The sequence below is a fragment of the Enterococcus sp. AZ156 genome, from assembly GCF_051714165.1.
Lineage (GTDB): Bacteria > Bacillota > Bacilli > Lactobacillales > Enterococcaceae > Enterococcus_B > Enterococcus_B pernyi.
This window is the reverse complement of the sequence record NZ_JBIORI010000001.1, coordinates 777,224-794,646: the sequence shown is the minus strand read 5'-3', so window position 1 is coordinate 794,646 and position 17,423 is coordinate 777,224. Positions and strand designations below refer to the sequence as shown.

11 protein-coding genes, 3 tRNA genes and 3 rRNA genes are annotated in these 17,423 nt (G+C 40.4%); 3 read left to right on the top strand and 14 right to left on the bottom strand.

Annotated features, from left to right (window positions below; all coding sequences use genetic code 11):
• Positions 1 to 64 precede the first annotated feature (64 nt).
• Positions 65 to 898, bottom strand: a complete 834-nt coding sequence (locus IGJ95_RS03820) for a DUF72 domain-containing protein (RefSeq protein WP_010736087.1) — start codon at positions 896 to 898, stop codon at positions 65 to 67.
• 143 nt (positions 899 to 1,041) lie between these two features.
• On the opposite strand from IGJ95_RS03820, the gene IGJ95_RS03815 reads away from it, so the two are divergent.
• Positions 1,042 to 2,010, top strand: a complete 969-nt coding sequence (locus IGJ95_RS03815) for an asparaginase (protein ID WP_010736088.1) — start codon at positions 1,042 to 1,044, stop codon at positions 2,008 to 2,010.
• 203 nt (positions 2,011 to 2,213) lie between these two features.
• On the opposite strand, the gene IGJ95_RS03810 is transcribed toward IGJ95_RS03815, so the two are convergent.
• The 4 genes from IGJ95_RS03810 to IGJ95_RS03795 form a co-directional block, all read right to left on the bottom strand.
• Complete coding sequence (locus IGJ95_RS03810) at positions 2,214 to 2,963, bottom strand: acyl-ACP thioesterase domain-containing protein (protein WP_010736089.1); 750 nt, start codon at positions 2,961 to 2,963, stop codon at positions 2,214 to 2,216.
• 14 nt (positions 2,964 to 2,977) lie between these two features.
• Positions 2,978 to 3,811: a fructosamine kinase family protein gene (locus tag IGJ95_RS03805; RefSeq protein ID WP_062805567.1), complete on the bottom strand. Its 834-nt coding sequence runs from the start codon at positions 3,809 to 3,811 to the stop codon at positions 2,978 to 2,980.
• Between the two features lie 181 nt (positions 3,812 to 3,992).
• Positions 3,993 to 5,321 (bottom strand): aminopeptidase C, encoded by a 1,329-nt coding sequence (locus IGJ95_RS03800; protein WP_023519252.1) that lies wholly within the window; start codon positions 5,319 to 5,321, stop codon positions 3,993 to 3,995.
• Positions 5,322 to 5,485: 164 nt separating this feature from the next.
• Positions 5,486 to 5,559, bottom strand: a tRNA-Asn gene (locus IGJ95_RS03795).
• Between the two features lie 199 nt (positions 5,560 to 5,758).
• Between IGJ95_RS03795 and IGJ95_RS03790 the strand changes: the two genes are divergently transcribed.
• A tRNA-Thr gene (locus tag IGJ95_RS03790) sits at positions 5,759 to 5,831 on the top strand.
• A 684-nt stretch (positions 5,832 to 6,515) separates the two neighbouring features.
• Here the strand turns inward: IGJ95_RS03790 and IGJ95_RS03785 are convergent.
• From IGJ95_RS03785 to IGJ95_RS03755, 7 genes are all read right to left on the bottom strand, one after another.
• Complete coding sequence (locus IGJ95_RS03785) at positions 6,516 to 7,103, bottom strand: hypothetical protein (RefSeq protein WP_096081416.1); 588 nt, start codon at positions 7,101 to 7,103, stop codon at positions 6,516 to 6,518.
• 544 nt (positions 7,104 to 7,647) lie between these two features.
• Positions 7,648 to 7,721 (bottom strand) — tRNA-Asn (locus tag IGJ95_RS03780).
• Positions 7,722 to 7,733: 12 nt separating this feature from the next.
• Positions 7,734 to 7,849, bottom strand: a 5S ribosomal RNA gene (gene rrf, locus IGJ95_RS03775).
• An 89-nt stretch (positions 7,850 to 7,938) separates the two neighbouring features.
• Positions 7,939 to 10,853: ribosomal RNA gene (locus IGJ95_RS03770) — 23S ribosomal RNA — on the bottom strand.
• Positions 10,854 to 11,083: 230 nt separating this feature from the next.
• A 16S ribosomal RNA gene (locus tag IGJ95_RS03765) occupies positions 11,084 to 12,644 on the bottom strand.
• The 16S, 23S and 5S rRNA genes sit together here with 1 tRNA gene alongside, the layout of an rRNA operon.
• A gap of 806 nt (positions 12,645 to 13,450) precedes the next feature.
• Positions 13,451 to 13,813 (bottom strand): hypothetical protein, encoded by a 363-nt coding sequence (locus IGJ95_RS03760; RefSeq protein WP_010736093.1) that lies wholly within the window; start codon positions 13,811 to 13,813, stop codon positions 13,451 to 13,453.
• Between the two features lie 71 nt (positions 13,814 to 13,884).
• Positions 13,885 to 14,265, bottom strand: coding sequence for a CvfD/Ygs/GSP13 family RNA-binding post-transcriptional regulator (locus tag IGJ95_RS03755; RefSeq protein WP_019724010.1), 381 nt, complete (start codon positions 14,263 to 14,265; stop codon positions 13,885 to 13,887).
• 90 nt (positions 14,266 to 14,355) lie between these two features.
• Here IGJ95_RS03755 and IGJ95_RS03750 point away from each other — a divergent pair, with 90 nt between their 5' ends.
• The gene (locus IGJ95_RS03750) at positions 14,356 to 15,522 is read left to right on the top strand and encodes a MalY/PatB family protein (protein ID WP_438761473.1); all 1,167 of its coding nucleotides are present in this window, start codon (positions 14,356 to 14,358) and stop codon (positions 15,520 to 15,522) included.
• 144 nt (positions 15,523 to 15,666) lie between these two features.
• Here the strand turns inward: IGJ95_RS03750 and IGJ95_RS03745 are convergent, their stop codons facing one another.
• Together IGJ95_RS03745 and IGJ95_RS03740 are read right to left on the bottom strand one after the other, a co-directional pair.
• Positions 15,667 to 16,251 (bottom strand): peptidylprolyl isomerase, encoded by a 585-nt coding sequence (locus IGJ95_RS03745; protein WP_010736096.1) that lies wholly within the window; start codon positions 16,249 to 16,251, stop codon positions 15,667 to 15,669.
• Positions 16,252 to 16,301: 50 nt separating this feature from the next.
• On the bottom strand, positions 16,302 to 17,414 hold the full coding sequence (locus IGJ95_RS03740) for an SLC13 family permease (protein ID WP_019724008.1): 1,113 nt from the start codon (positions 17,412 to 17,414) through the stop codon (positions 16,302 to 16,304).
• Positions 17,415 to 17,423: the final 9 nt, after the last annotated feature.

Sequence of the window (17,423 nt, the reverse complement as noted above, 5' to 3'; positions counted from 1 at the left end):
TCATTTCTTATTGGTAAGGCGTGCTTGCTACTTTTTATATAGAGTGGTTACAAAAGCCAGGTCTTCAAAACAAATCGATTTGTTTTGGGTTAAGCTCATCTGGTTCGATCCCTAAGATTTTTTGTAATGCCAAAGCATTTTCAGCCGCATCTCCACCAGAGTTATTATTGAAGATCACCCCAACATGTTTTGTTGCACCGTCTACTTTTTTGATGGCTGCTGCTAATTCCTGTAATTCTTCTTCAGAATAGCGATACAACGTTCTTTTTTTACGCCAATCCTGATCATTTGCTTGCCAACCTTGCTCATTTCTTCCATGAAAACGGAAAAGGGTAAAATCCGTATTTGTCACATTAGGATCGAAAGGAATCGTCGTATTCAATAATTGTGGTTCATCAATGATTGCTAAGGAAAACATTGCACGAGTCATAAACTGTCTCGTGCGTGACAGAAATTGGTCGCTGTACCAAGAATAGTCACGTAACTCAATAGCTACCGGATAGCCATTGAACCATTTTCTTAGTTTTCTTAAATAGGCAACATTTTCTTTGGTGCATTTAAATGAAGCAGGGAATTGAACTAAAAAACAAAAGAGTTTACCTGACTCGCTCATCGGTGCCATCACATCTAAAAAGCGTTCAATCATCTCTTCTTCGGATTGATAATACTTCTGCCAGTCGCCTTGACCACTGATTCCTTGGTAAGCTTTCATCACGAAGCGAAAAGATGCTGGTACTTCATTCACCCACTTCTCCACAGATGACTTTCTTGGTATACCATAATAGGCGGTATCTAATTCGACTAATGAAAGGACACTCGCATAATCGTAAAGAGTATTATTCTTTTTTCCTGTTAATTTTTCATGTTCTTTAAATGAAGTCAAGCCAATTTTGATCACGACGAATCACTTCCATTCGTTTAAATTCATTTTATCTTTGTTCCCAAATTGTTCTGTTTGATTCATTCATAGCAAAACTCTTTTATATAGTATACAATAAGCTAGAAACCCTATGCAAAATTATTCGTGAGGAAGTTCTGAAAATGAAAAAAATTCTTATCTTACACACAGGCGGCACAATCGCCATGAAAGAAAATTCTTTAACAGGTGGCGTGAGTCCAGATGTGGCTAACCCACTATTAGATGCAGAAGTAACGATTCCAGAAAATGTTGATTTGATCATGGAAGATATCTTTAATCTTCCTTCCCCGCACATCATGCCTAAACATATGTTACAACTTAAAGAAAGAATCAATCAAGCCGTTCTTTCTGACATCCAAGGTGTCGTGATCACGCATGGGACAGATACGTTGGAAGAAACAGCATTTTTTCTAGACTCAACGATTGGTGATAAATTACCGATCGTCTTAACAGGAGCGATGCGTTCAAGTAATGAGTTAGGTAGCGATGGTCTATATAATTTTGAAAGTGCGATTCGGGTAGCAAGTTGTGATGAAGCAAAAGACAAAGGTGTTTTGGTCGTGATGAACGATGAGATCCACTCAGCACGCTATGTCACTAAAACCCACACGACTAATGTTGCTACTTTTCGTACTCCTACGTTAGGACCAATCGGTTTGATCACTAAAAATCGTATATTGTTTATGCAAGAATTACTTGAAGCGCAAAGACTAGATATCGCATCAGTCAAAGGAACGATCCCAATCGTCAAAGCCTATGCGGGTATGCAAGGTGATTTATTAGAAGCACTTGCCCATTCGAAAGTCGACGGTCTGGTCATTGAAGCTTTAGGCGCTGGGAACCTGCCTCCGCAGGCATTAACAGCATTAAAGAAACTCTTGATACAAAAAATACCAGTAGTCTTGGTTTCTCGTTGTTTCAACGGAATCGCTGAACCCGTCTATGATTACGAAGGTGGCGGAAAAGAACTCGCAAGTATGGGCGTTATTTTTTGTAATAGTATCAATAGCCAAAAAGCTAGAATAAAACTTTTGATTGCCATTAACGGTGGCTTGTCAGAAGAACAGTTGATCAAATTTATGACACAATAGAAATCAAATTGAGTAATACAGGGCTTGTTCGCCTCTTCATATGGAAAACTCAATAGACGCTACAATCACATCATTGTTAAACGGAGTTCCAAATGAAACTCCTTTAGAAATAAGCGCGAAAAACCAAAAATTGGAAGAACAATTTTCGGTTTTTCGCGCTTATTTATCGAAGCAAAATATCTCACAATCTTATCTCACTCGATTTATTTTGTTTCTTCATTTTTCTCCCATAAGATATTCGCTGCACAATAAAGTTGCTCTTGCATTCTGATCTCATGTCTCGTTTTTACCTCTGTTCCAGACACCGTTTGTTCATAATGACTCTCGATCTCATTGCCATATTCAACTTCTTTATCAAAACGGATCAACACATGTTTAGGTGTATGTGTTGTCAAAAAATCGTAACCTAAAACATCAATGATCCAGTTGAAGTACATCGCATTGTTCACATGTTGATTGCTGTCAATATCATAAAATCGCACACGATATGGCAACATCAAGCCTGATTCGATTGGCTCGATTTTTTCTTGTCGTTTGATTTTCTTGATTTTTTCACTTTCAAAAGGTGCAATGATTTCTTCATTCACACTACTCATCTTACGGTTCACTAGATCCATCAAAACAAATACTGATTCGATTTCAACTAATTCATTTCCTTCCTCATCATGAATCCAAAAATTACGATAACAAAAGAATTTATTATACTGCATCGCTTGTGTGGTAACATCGATTTTTTCACCGACATGAGGCAAGCGATTGATGTTCATCGAATAGTTCGTGATTACCCAAGTCAAGCCAAAGCTACTGACAAAGTCGGTTCCTCGGCCTAAATGATCACTTTGTTCTTCCGAAGTCTTGATGACCACACCCAGCATGGACGGAAAAGTCATTGTTTTGTTGATATCACATTCATAATAAGATACTTCATGTTTTTTTGTATATTTTTGTGCCAAAAGAAAACCTCCAATTACTTCTTCATTAATATATGATCGACCTGTGTCCCATAACTCTCTCCAAACATATTGAGATGCGCCAACAAGTAATAGAGTTGATAGAGTGGCAAACGACTCTCCCAGCCCTCTTCCAATGGCCAGCTTTCTTGGTAAGCTTCCAGGAATTCAGGACGAAAGCCACCGAACAACTGACTCATCGCAATATCTTGCTCGCGATTCCCATAAGAAACTGCTGGATCGATAAACACTGGTCTTCCTTGCTTATCATAGAAAACATTACCACTCCATAAATCTCCATGCAAGAGGCTAGGCGTAATCTTCCGATGATCGTCACGATTTAGTAGTTCTTTTTTTAACCGTTGATACTCTTTTTCACGTGTTTCATTCCATCGATTGTTTTTCTCCGCTATGTCGATTTGAGCCTCCAAGCGATTTTTGAAAAAGAAGGTCCACCAATCTTCTTCAAATGTATTGAGCTGTGGTAAACTCCCTAGATAATTGTCCTTGCGAAAACCAAACTGTGGTGCAGTTGAACGATGGATTTTTACTAAGTCTTTTGCCAGTTCTCGAGGATCACCTTTCCCTGGTTCGATCCATTCCATCAATAGATAGGCACCTTCATTTGTTTCGCCTAACATATAAGTTTCAGGTACTCGTACATGTGGTGCAAGCTCTTTCAGACCATCCACTTCTGCTTCAAAAAAGCGTTTGGTCACATGAGGATGGATTTTTAGAAAATAGGATTTTTGCTGTTCATCAATTCGATAGTTTTGATTCACATCTCCCCCAGTAATCGGTATCACTTTACCACTCAAACGAATCTCTGTTAACACTTCTTGGATATCCATTTTCACTCCTCCTTGCTATTTCACAAGATCGATGATTAATCGATCAAGTACGCCCGCAACAACTCCTATATCATTTTAAAGTATAACACAGGTATTTATAAAATCCTGAAATCAAGAAATCAACAAAAAACAGATACAGAAAACTATCAAGTCTCTGTATCTGTTTTGATTGATATTGAAATTAAGCTAATGCCCCCATTGGGTCCCAAGGAGCTAATAAAATTGGTTCAGCATTAAATGCGGCTAGCTGTTCTTCCGTCAATAAATCTTTGCGGACAACGATTTGATACGTATATTCATCCATCCACTCGTCACTCATCACAAAGAATCCTTTATCTCCGACTTTTTCTCCCCAGCTATTTTCGACTTTCCATTTCGTTGATTTTCCATCAACTAAATCGACACCAGTCAAGACCATCGCGTGAGTCATCAAACTTTCGCCATGATCCAAACGCTCCGCTTTCGTCATAGAAAAATCTAAATCAAATAATTCATCCATCTCATAAACGTCTGTTGCCATGATGCCGCTATCTCTTGTAGAAGATTGACCAACATCACACCCAAACCACACAGATTCTCCTTGTTCCAATTGAGCAATCGCTAAATTTTTGAACGTTGTCATATCGACATTAAGATATTTGACTTCTTTTCCTCCCACAACATTCCCTAACATTTCAACCGTATAAGAGCGATCATACGGTTTGTCTGCGGTCGGTGCATTGATGATACTTACATAATCATCCAAATTTACACCTATATATTTATCGTAAAACATTTGTGGAGTCAATTGTTGATCGATATGGTAATTTTTTTCTTCATCTCGATACTCAAAATCAAATTCAGTTGGTGGCGTACCTAAAGAAGTTGTTAGAAATTGATAGATCCCAGCTAACATCTTTTCTTTTTCTACTTGGATCTCTTCATTTGTTTTTCCTTCTGCCACTAATTGACGTAGTTTAACGGCGTCTTTACGCAATAATTTATTTAAGTAGTTATTCAAATCACGAGAATTTGAGCTATTCGCGCTTTCTGGCATCACTGATTTTGGTACAACACCATATTTTTGGAATAATGATACGATCATATCCCATTGTCCACCATCTTGTTGGGGAACAGCCAGTAAAAAAGCGACTTTACGACTGTCTAATGCTTCATTACCAGTTGCAAGAATATTTTCATAAAAATAGTTTGCTTTCTCGTATTTATCCCAAAAGAAAGTATAATTTTGTGATAATTCAAATTCCTTTAAGTGGAATTGATTCAACAATTTGTGACGGAATGTATTCAACGCCGCAAACATCCAGCAACGGCCAGATTGTTTTTGGTTTGAGACTTTTCCAGTCGCTAGATCTACAGAAAATACCGGGGTGTTTTTTGTATGTGAAGCAATATTTTCTGCTGAAGCTGTGATCCCATTCTTTACAACAGCATTTTGTAAGGCTTGTTGCTTTTTATTCGTTTGAAATTGATCGGCAAATTTTTTTGTCATATCTGGTGTAATTGCGTTCATTTAATCATCCTTCCCGATTGAAAATATATCTCCATTTTACTCTTTAACCCTTTGAATTACAACGTGCTATTCTGAAAATTCAGAACAATCATGCGATTCAATCTGCGTATTTCCATTGAAAAACAAAAAAAGTCTAGGAGAACTCTCCTAGACTTTTTGTATTACTCCGGCAGTAGGACTCGAACCTACGACATCATGATTAACAGTCATGCGCTACTACCAACTGAGCTATGCCGGAATCAAATTACATAAATATAATATCAATTTTCATCATATAACGCAATACTTTTTTTCAATTTTTCAAATAATCACTAATTAACCATCGTTATTTTATATTTGTGAAAAACAACTCAATTTCTTTTAAAGGTCGTCTGTTCATAGAGAAAAGTTATTGACAAATGACTATAAATTAGTTATCCTATTTAGGTAGTAAAAATGCCGCTTTAGCTCAGCTGGTAGAGCGCTTCCATGGTAAGGAAGAGGTCGACGGTTCAAGCCCGTCAAGTGGCTTTGTAGAGGTTGTGACAGAAGTGTCCAACTCCGAGAAATAAGCAGAGGACCCAAAAAAATTATCCATTAATTTTTTTGGGTCCTCTGCTTATTTCTGAAGGAGTTACTTCTGGAACACCTTTTATTCGGTTTTAAGGACAGAATCAAAAATGACTTTATTTTTGTACCATGCACTAAAAAAAAGAGATAGTATCTCCTTAAAAAGACACTATCTACTGATTTTAAGCAAATCGTTTTCTTTAATATTTTAGGCATTTCCAAAATAATGTGCAATGAATCTTTGATTTGAAACTCGATTAATCCTATTAGGTTGCCCTAGCTTAATGGTAGCTCGTGGATTAAATGGCGTTACAGTTTGGTTAACCATAATTATAATTGTATTTTCAATGGAAACTGTGTTTCCTAAAGAATATATCCCGACTCTATAAATCAGCCATTTGTCACTATTAATATTCCTGCGATTATCTACTAAAGAACCCACGATTCTCTATTGCTGAAAGATTAGCAGTCCTATATCCCCCTTCAGCATTTAAAGGACCACCAACAATTTGATAAGTATCAGCAACATTACTTATGAATCGATCGATTTTTAATTTGAGGGTCTACTATATTTCCATCCGTACTTACAATATGCGAATCTAGCATTATACAAAATGTTGTAGCTAAAAAATTGCAAGTCGAATTTTAAGCGTTTCCTAAAACTCGGATAATAAATCGCTGACTAGTACCTCCATTAACTACTTCAAGTGGTCTCAATATAAGCGGACTACCCAGCCAGGCAGCAGGATAAGTCATAATACGATTTTCACTCACATTTTGAATGTATACTGTATTTCCATTCGCATGTGATCCAAAACGGAAAATTCGCCACTTATCGCTATTGATATTCCAACGTGTATCAATATTCTGCCCATTTGCTGATAGATATGCTGCTCTGAATGTCCCTCCAGCATTAAGAGGACCTCTTACAATTTGATAAGTATCATCTTCATTGTTATAGAACATGACCCATCTTTGATTTGGAAGGCCCTGGTCTTGGCGCATAAATACACGACTGGTAGTGAACATATTCCACTCTACAACATTTCTCGGATTTTCTAACATCTGAATTGATACAATTCTGTGATGGTAGATATTTCCTACGTTAGTAGCTCGATTTATAATTTGAGGCTCTGCGGTATTTTCATTCGCACTTACAGTACTTCCAATAATTATTGCACTAAATATCGTACAAACAAAAATTCCGAAAATCAGTTTAGTAATTTTTTTCATAACTTAGTCTCCTTTATTCCGATTTGCTTAAATATAGTATCTCATTTTTTTGTCTAAAATTACATTTAAATTAGTATTGCAACAAAAAAATACTTCGAAAACAAATTTTAAATTAATTTAATTTTAATAAAGAAGCAAGAACAATTTTATACTCATATTTATCTGAACACATCCATCCACATACTCAAACGAGCTTCCTATGGCTTTCAATCATTTGAGGATATGTGGGACCTTTTTGATGATATCAATCCATTCAAAATAAAGAGTTCGGGACAAAAGTCATCTCGCACAATCAAAAACTGAATAAACAGCTGGAACAGAAGCAACCTCCTTCACTTGATTGAACTCATCAGTTCTTATTGACAAAGAACCAGTCTTCCAAGATTAATCCGGAATAAAAAAGAATCAATCTAAGCTTCTTACTGCTTCGATTGATTCACGATGAAATTCTCTCAATTTTGAATTCACCAAACTACTTGACAAAGAGCCATTTTTTATGTAGAAACGACAAAAAAACACAACAGATTTTGTTGTGTTTCAAGTACTCCGGCAGTAGGACTCGAACCTACGACATCATGATTAACAGTCATGCGCTACTACCAACTGAGCTATGCCGGAATAATAATACCAGCGTGGCGGCGTCCTACTCTCACAAGGGGCAACCCCTCACTACAATCGGCGCTAAGAAGCTTAACTTCTGTGTTCGGCATGGTTACAGGTGTATCCTTCTCGCCATCGCCACCACACTTGGTGTTATCTATATTGAGTAAATCTTGTTCACTCAAAACTGGATTTGAAGTATTAGTAAGAAACTCTCCGAGTTTTTCATTTTATTTTGGTTAAGTCCTCGATCGATTAGTATCAGTCCGCTCCATACATCACTGTACTTCCACTCCTGACCTATCTACCTGATCATCTCTCAGGGATCTTACTTTCTTAAAGAAATGGGAAATCTCATCTTGAGGTGGGCTTCACACTTAGATGCTTTCAGCGTTTATCCCTTCCCTACATAGCTACCCAGCAATGCCCTTGGCAGAACAACTGGTACACCAGCGGTAAGTCCATCCCGGTCCTCTCGTACTAAGGACAGCTCCTCTCAAATTTCCAACGCCCGCGACGGATAGGGACCGAACTGTCTCACGACGTTCTGAACCCAGCTCGCGTGCCGCTTTAATGGGCGAACAGCCCAACCCTTGGGACCGACTACAGCCCCAGGATGCGACGAGCCGACATCGAGGTGCCAAACCTCCCCGTCGATGTGGACTCTTGGGGGAGATAAGCCTGTTATCCCCAGGGTAGCTTTTATCCGTTGAGCGATGGCCCTTCCATGCGGAACCACCGGATCACTAAGCCCGACTTTCGTCCCTGCTCGACTTGTAGGTCTCGCAGTCAAGCTCCCTTCTGCCTTTACACTCTTCGAATGATTTCCAACCATTCTGAGGGAACCTTTGGGCGCCTCCGTTACTCTTTAGGAGGCGACCGCCCCAGTCAAACTGCCCATCTGACACTGTCTCCCACCACGATTAGTGGTGCGGGTTAGAGTGGCCATAACGCAGGGGTAGTATCCCACCAGCGCCTCCATCGAAACTAGCGTTCCGATTTCTACGGCTCCTACCTATCCTGTACATGCGGTACAGACACTCAATATCAAACTACAGTAAAGCTCCATGGGGTCTTTCCGTCCTGTCGCGGGTAACCTGCATCTTCACAGGTACTAAAATTTCACCGAGTCTCTCGTTGAGACAGTGCCCAAATCGTTACGCCTTTCGTGCGGGTCGGAACTTACCCGACAAGGAATTTCGCTACCTTAGGACCGTTATAGTTACGGCCGCCGTTTACTGGGGCTTCAATTCGTACCTTCGCTTACGCTAAGCACTCCTCTTAACCTTCCAGCACCGGGCAGGCGTCAGCCCCTATACTTCATCTTACGATTTTGCAGAGACCTGTGTTTTTGATAAACAGTCGCTTGGGCCTATTCACTGCGGCTGATCTGACGATCAGCACCCCTTCTCCCGAAGTTACGGGGTCATTTTGCCGAGTTCCTTAACGAGAGTTCTCTCGCTCACCTTAGGATTCTCTCCTCGACTACCTGTGTCGGTTTGCGGTACGGGTCGTTGTTTTCTCACTAGAAGCTTTTCTCGGCAGTGTGACGTCAGGAACTTCGGTACTATTATTTCCCTCCCCATCACAGCTTGTCCTTAAAGTTAGAAGCATTTGACTCCTATCAAGACTTACTGCTTGGACAGACATTTCCGATCGTCTGCATTCCTTAGCCTCCTGCGTCCCTCCATTGCTCAAACAAAAACAACGAGTACAGGAATATCAACCTGTTGTCCATCGCCTACGCCTGTCGGCCTCGGCTTAGGTCCCGACTAACCCTGGGCGGACGAGCCTTCCCCAGGAAACCTTAGTCATTCGGTGGACAGGATTCTCACCTGTCTTTCGCTACTCATACCGGCATTCTCACTTCTAAGCGCTCCAGCAGTCCTCACGATCTACCTTCAACGCCCTTAGAACGCTCTCCTACCAATACACCTAAAGGTGTACTCCACAGCTTCGGTAATATGTTTAGCCCCGGTACATTTTCGGCGCAGGGTCACTCGACTAGTGAGCTATTACGCACTCTTTAAATGGTGGCTGCTTCTAAGCCAACATCCTAGTTGTCTGTGCAACCCCACATCCTTTTCCACTTAACATATATTTTGGGACCTTAGCTGGTGGTCTGGGCTGTTTCCCTTTCGACTATGGATCTTATCACTCACAGTCTGACTCCCGGATATGAATGAATGGCATTCGGAGTTTATCTGAATTCGGTAACCCGAGATGGGCCCCTAGTCCAAACAGTGCTCTACCTCCATCATTCTCAATTCCGAGGCTAGCCCTAAAGCTATTTCGGAGAGAACCAGCTATCTCCAAGTTCGTTTGGAATTTCTCCGCTACCCACACCTCATCCCCGCACTTTTCAACGTACGTGGGTTCGGTCCTCCAGTGCGTTTTACCGCACCTTCAACCTGGACATGGGTAGATCACATGGTTTCGGGTCTACGACTACATACTCAAACGCCCTATTCAGACTCGCTTTCGCTGCGGCTCCGTCTCTTCAACTTAACCTCGCATGCAATCGTAACTCGCCGGTTCATTCTACAAAAGGCACGCCATCACCCATGAACGGGCTTTGACTTGTTGTAGGCACACGGTTTCAGGTTCTATTTCACTCCCCTTCCGGGGTGCTTTTCACCTTTCCCTCACGGTACTGGTTCACTATCGGTCACTAGGGAGTATTTAGCCTTGGGAGATGGTCCTCCCGGATTCCGACGGAATTCCTCGTGTTCCGCCGTACTCAGGATCCTCCTAGGTGCCTTCCAAATTTCATCTACGGGGCTTTCACCCTCTCTGACTGACTTTTCCAAGTCATTCGACTATCTGAAAGAACTACCATATTGGAGTCCTACAACCCCAATGAGCAAGCTCATTGGTTTGGGCTTTTCCCGTTTCGCTCGCCGCTACTCAGGGAATCGAATTTTCTTTCTCTTCCTGCAGGTACTTAGATGTTTCAGTTCTCTGCGTCTACCTCGTATACGCTATGTATTCACGTATACGTAACATCCTATAAAAGATGCTGGGTTCCCCCATTCGGAAATCTCTGGATCATAGCTTACGTACAGCTCCCCAAAGCATATCGGTGTTAGTCCCGTCCTTCATCGGCTCCTAGTGCCAAGGCATCCACCGTGCGCCCTTATTCACTTAACCTTATCAACCTTGCGGTTGGGTTTTGATCTTTCTTCTAGCGATAGAAGTCCAATCAAGAAAAATAAGCAATTGAACTTATTAAAAAACTCATTCAACGCGGTGTTCTCGGTTTGTATTACTTACATTTTTACTTCAATATCCAGTTTTCAATGAACAAAATTTTGAGAGTAGACCTCTCAAAACTGAACAAAGTATCGACAAACGTGTGTAGTCTCCGTAATATTCCTTAGAAAGGAGGTGATCCAGCCGCACCTTCCGATACGGCTACCTTGTTACGACTTCACCCCAATCATCTATCCCACCTTAGGCGGCTGGCTCCAAAAAGGTTACCTCACCGACTTCGGGTGTTACAAACTCTCGTGGTGTGACGGGCGGTGTGTACAAGGCCCGGGAACGTATTCACCGCGGCGTGCTGATCCGCGATTACTAGCGATTCCGGCTTCATGTAGGCGAGTTGCAGCCTACAATCCGAACTGAGAGAAGCTTTAAGAGATTAGCTTAGCCTCGCGACTTCGCGACTCGTTGTACTTCCCATTGTAGCACGTGTGTAGCCCAGGTCATAAGGGGCATGATGATTTGACGTCATCCCCACCTTCCTCCGGTTTGTCACCGGCAGTCTTGCTAGAGTGCCCAACTAAATGATGGCAACTAACAATAAGGGTTGCGCTCGTTGCGGGACTTAACCCAACATCTCACGACACGAGCTGACGACAACCATGCACCACCTGTCACTTTGCCCCCGAAGGGGAAGCTCTATCTCTAGAGTGGTCAAAGGATGTCAAGACCTGGTAAGGTTCTTCGCGTTGCTTCGAATTAAACCACATGCTCCACCGCTTGTGCGGGCCCCCGTCAATTCCTTTGAGTTTCAACCTTGCGGTCGTACTCCCCAGGCGGAGTGCTTAATGCGTTAGCTGCAGCACTGAAGGGCGGAAACCCTCCAACACTTAGCACTCATCGTTTACGGCGTGGACTACCAGGGTATCTAATCCTGTTTGCTCCCCACGCTTTCGAGCCTCAGCGTCAGTTACAGACCAGAGAGCCGCCTTCGCCACTGGTGTTCCTCCATATATCTACGCATTTCACCGCTACACATGGAATTCCACTCTCCTCTTCTGCACTCAAGTCTCCCAGTTTCCAATGACCCTCCCCGGTTGAGCCGGGGGCTTTCACATCAGACTTAAGAAACCGCCTGCGCTCGCTTTACGCCCAATAAATCCGGACAACGCTTGCCACCTACGTATTACCGCGGCTGCTGGCACGTAGTTAGCCGTGGCTTTCTGGTTAGATACCGTCAAGGGGTGAACAGTTACTCTCACCCTTGTTCTTCTCTAACAACAGAGTTTTACGATCCGAAAACCTTCTTCACTCACGCGGCGTTGCTCGGTCAGACTTTCGTCCATTGCCGAAGATTCCCTACTGCTGCCTCCCGTAGGAGTTTGGGCCGTGTCTCAGTCCCAATGTGGCCGATCACCCTCTCAGGTCGGCTATGCATCGTGGCCTTGGTGAGCCGTTACCTCACCAACTAGCTAATGCACCGCGGGTCCATCCATCAGCGGCACCGTAAAGCGCCTTTCAAAACGAAACCATGCGGTTTCGATTGTTATACGGTATTAGCACCTGTTTCCAAGTGTTATCCCCTTCTGATGGGCAGGTTACCCACGTGTTACTCACCCGTTCGCCACTCCTCTTTTCCCGGTGGAGCAAGCTCCGGTGGGAAAAGAGGCGTTCGACTTGCATGTATTAGGCACGCCGCCAGCGTTCGTCCTGAGCCAGGATCAAACTCTCATAATAAAAGTTAGAACAATCTTTCGATTGTTAAGCTCAATTGTTTGCTAGCATATTGCTTGTTAAAAATGTTTGTTGTCTTGAATTGAATCAAGACGCCCTGCACATTTGGTTTGTCTTACTTTGTTCAGTTTTCAAAGGTCTACATGACAATTGAAACACAACTGCCTCAACTTATCGTTTGTCATTGCCGTAGCAACTTTTATATCTTAGCAAACTCTCGAATGATTGTCAACTATTTTTAAAAGTTTTTTGAACTCGTTTTTCACGAGGTCGTTTTAGCAACTCACTTATCATAACTTGTCGTATGTTATTTGTCAACACTTTATTTGGCTTTAAATTCTTATATACAAGCGTCTCACAAAGCGCTGAAATAATTCAACTTCGTTATATTAACATGGTTTTATCCAGCGGTCAATAGTTTTTTCGATGTTTTTCTGAATATTTTCAAAAGAACTTTTTTTCGAATCAACGTTTTCTAATTTACCATGCTACACACCTAGCGTCAATACTTATTTTTAAGTAAAAAAAAAAGACAAGGTTTCCAATTATTTTATGATCATTCGGATTATACATGTATTTAAGTGCTTTTTTTATAAAACAGGTAAAAAATCAATTGAATCCTGAACATTCTCTTCTACTTTTCTTTTAAAATAGACAAAAAAAAGAAGTTTGAAAGATATTCAAACTTCTCTGAAAGTCCTGCTTGGTTCCAAAAAATGATCTCCTATTTTATTCGTTGATTCTCAAGTAGTCAACGATACACCTGCGAACGGTATTCATTTCTCTTTGGTAGAGGTACTTGAATCAATTTAAAAAATCGGTACACCATCTACTTCATAAATCCCTAGTACCGTACGCATTTGTCCTGGATCTTCCCAATGATAACCTTCGCCTAACTGTTCTTGTTGATTTTTTTGTTCCGTTTCAAAAACAAAAAGTGGAACATTTTCTTGATTGATATGGGTATTCGTCAACTCCATCAAGTTGATTTTACTCACATCAATATGAACGTTTTCTTTTAAGAAACTAAGTATGTTTGCTAAACCAGTCTTATCATTTGAGTGGTCTGCGCATGCGAACTCTAATTTATTCTCTCTTGAATGAACTAAAAATTTTTTAGATCCATCCTCCAAATGCAACATAATTGTACCAGCGACTCTTTTGTTTGCCAAAATTTCCACCTCGATCAACTTGTTTATGGCTTACAAGAGAATTTTAGCATATTTTCAGAAAAAATACACTTTTATTTCCTTGATTCTTTTTTATCTAATTGGATCAATGCTTCCTTGATCCATATAGGTAACTGTTTTTCAATCGTTGCAAACCCGATTTTTTTATTTTTATTAGTGAAGTATCGTTTTCTTCGGTATGGGATCGATGGTACTTTCTTTTCTAAGGTACGTAACGACAGACTGATTTTATTCGAATACTCATCAATATCAATGATTTGTACAGTCACCGGTTGCCCCACCTTCAATAATGTATGAATACTCTTCGTATAACCAGATTGCACTTCTGATACGTGGATCAACCCTTGTGTCTCTTCATCTAATGAAACGAACGCTCCATATGGTTGTATTCCAGTAATTTTCCCTTTGATTATTTCGCCTATTCTATAAGTCATATACTTCCCTCTCTTCGCATTTATCATTATACTGTAAATATTAAAAAAAAAGAAGTTCTGTTCTTGCATCTAGATATGGAGGTCTTATAGATGGAACAATTTGATGAAATAGTTTCAAGACTAAACACAGATAGCGTAAAATGGGATGCCATCTCACAAACTTATCATAGGAATGATCTTTTACCTTTATGGGTAGCGGATATGGATTTTCTTGCCCCTCAAGGAGTAACAACCGCTTTTCAAAACTATCTGCAAAAAGGCATTTTTGGTTATTCGATCGTACCGGACGGTCTCTACCGATCAGTGATTGATTGGGAAGAAAGGCGCCATCATGTGACTCTAACTAAAGACCACATTCTTTTCACTAGTGGAGTCTTAGCTAGTCTCTCCTTGGCGATTCAAGCATTTACAGCTCCAGGTGATGCAGTGTTGATTCATGATCCAGTTTATCCGCCATTTGGTGCAATTGTTGAAAATAATGAGCGTCAATTGATTCGCAGTCCTTTAAATAAAGCAGCCGATCATTTTGAAATGGACTTTCAAGATATGGAAGAAAAAATCGTCTCAAACAAGATAAAAGCAATGATTCTATGTAACCCGCATAATCCAGGTGGTCGTGTTTGGACTAAAAAAGAGCTCAAACAGTTAAGTGAACTCTGCTTAACATACGACGTCTTCTTATTTAGTGATGAGATCCATCAAGATATCGTCTTTTCCGGACATGGATTCACCTCGATTCAAACAATTGATCCTGCCCTTTCTCGATTATTGATCACATTAACTTCAGCAACTAAGACATTTAATCTAGCTGCAATAAAAAATTCAATGGTTTTCATCAAAGATCATGATTTAAAAAGTCGCTTTACGAAACAATTAGAAAAAAATCAACATCAAGGAATCAATACTTTCGGACTTTTAGGCACTCAAGCCGCTTACGAAACTGGTGAGGAATGGTTAAATGAGTTATTAGTTTATCTGGAAGAAAATGTCCAAGAAGTCATTACCTTCTTTACTAAGCATCTCCCTGATGTCAAAGTGATGAAGCCAGAAGGAACGTACCTTATATGGCTTGATTTTTCTGCCTATACGGACGATGACCGACTACTTGAAAAGAAGTTGATTGAAAAAGGCAGAGTCGTCTTGAATCCTGGGATCAGTTTTGGACCAAGTGGTCATTGCCATATGCGTTTGAATGTCGCTTGTCCAAGATCAGTATTAAAAGAAGGGCTTTTACGTATCCAACGTGCTTTAAGTTAGAAAACGAAAGAAGTCATTGGACAAAAAATGTTAGTCTTCCCTACTTTGTTACCACCCCAACCAAAAAAGCACCGAACAGCAAAAGTATTTTCTGCTTTTGCTGTTCGGCGTTTTTTAAGAGCTTGGTATGTTTAAAATTTTACTTTATTCAGAAATCTCAATCGTTTCGATCACTACATCATGTACTGGACGATCTTGTGGTCCACGTTGCGCATTTGCGATATCATCGACTGTATCCATTCCTTCAAGTACATGGCCAAACACTGTATGACGGAAATCAAGCCATGGTGTTCCCCCATTTTTATACGCTTCAATGATTTCTTTAGGGAATCCTGCTCCTTCTAATTGACTAAGCATGTTTTCTGGCACATTTGTGTTGTTGACGATAAAGAATTGGCTCCCATTTGTATTTGGACCAGAGTTAGCCATTGATAGTGCGCCACGTAGATTGAACAATTCGCGGCTGAACTCATCTTCAAAACTTTCGCCGTAAATGCTTTCGCCTCCCATACCTGTACCGGTTGGGTCGCCTCCTTGAATCATGAAATCAGGGATCACACGATGAAAAATCACGCCATCATAGTACCCTTTTTTTGCTAATTCAACAAAGTTTTGGACTGTTTTAGGTGCTAACTCAGGAAATAGTTTTACTGTAATATCTCCGCGGTTCGTTTTTATAAGAGCTTTAGGCCCCTTCTCATTCATAAGATCAAGTTGTGGAAATGCCATTTTTTCTTCCTCCTAAAAAATTCTGTCTTCCTGTGTAATCATAACATATTCTATTGATATACGGTAAAGATGAGCCACAAGAAAATCAAAAAAACGATGTTGTAGAATGCAAAGACGAATAAATACTTTTTTCTCCATTCCGGATATTGCTTGATGACTAATTTGTAAGAGATCAAACTTGCCATTGAAGCAATCAATGTCCCTAATCCTCCCAAGTTCGTCCCAATGATCAAACCCTTGATATTTTCTGTATAACTTGATAACAGGAGCGCCGCAGGAACATTACTAATCAATTGACTTGCAAAAATGCTTGCACTGACTTCATGATGCGCCACACTTTTTTCAAAAAAGGCTCGGACAACATCTACTTGTTTGATATTCCCGATGAATATAAAAAGAAAAACAAACGTAAATAATAAGGAGTAATCGATATGTTTAAAGAGTCGGCGATCATTGCCTAGGATACTGACACTCACTAAGACTAATACGACATAATGAGGGATGATGCCACTTACAGCTAGAAGACATATTAAAAATAGACCAAAATAAAAAATGAGTTGTTTTCGCTTTAACATTATCTCTTCTGTATTCGCCAAATCGATGGTATTATTCTTGATTCTCCCATAGATCAACACCACCAATAATATGGCAGCAGCCAGTGTATAGGGAAGCATCAACTGTAAAAATTCGAACAGTTGTAAGTGTGATTGTGCGAATAAATAAAGATTTTGTGGATTACCGATCGGAGTGAACATACTTCCTAGATTACCCGCAATCGTCATCAAAGTTATGACGAGAGGAATCAATGTTCGCATGCCGATCCTTTCTACTATCAATAGACCAAATGGTACAAAAATGATCAGTGCCACATCATTCGTAATCAGCATACTACTGATAAACGTGAGAAACACTAAAATCAAAATAATCCCTCTCGTATTTTTTGTCTGGGTGATCAAATAATTGCCTAGATAATCGAAAAACTGTTGTTGCCGTATCCCTTCTACAATCAACATCAAACAAAAAAGAAGAATCAATGTGTGAAAATCGATATAAGAAAAATAATTGAAGTTTGGCGGGATGATGAACATGGTACCTATTGCTAAAAGAAAAGACAGCGTCAATACTCCGTCTTCTTTTGCATTGCTTGTTATTCTTTTAATCATAAAATTCTA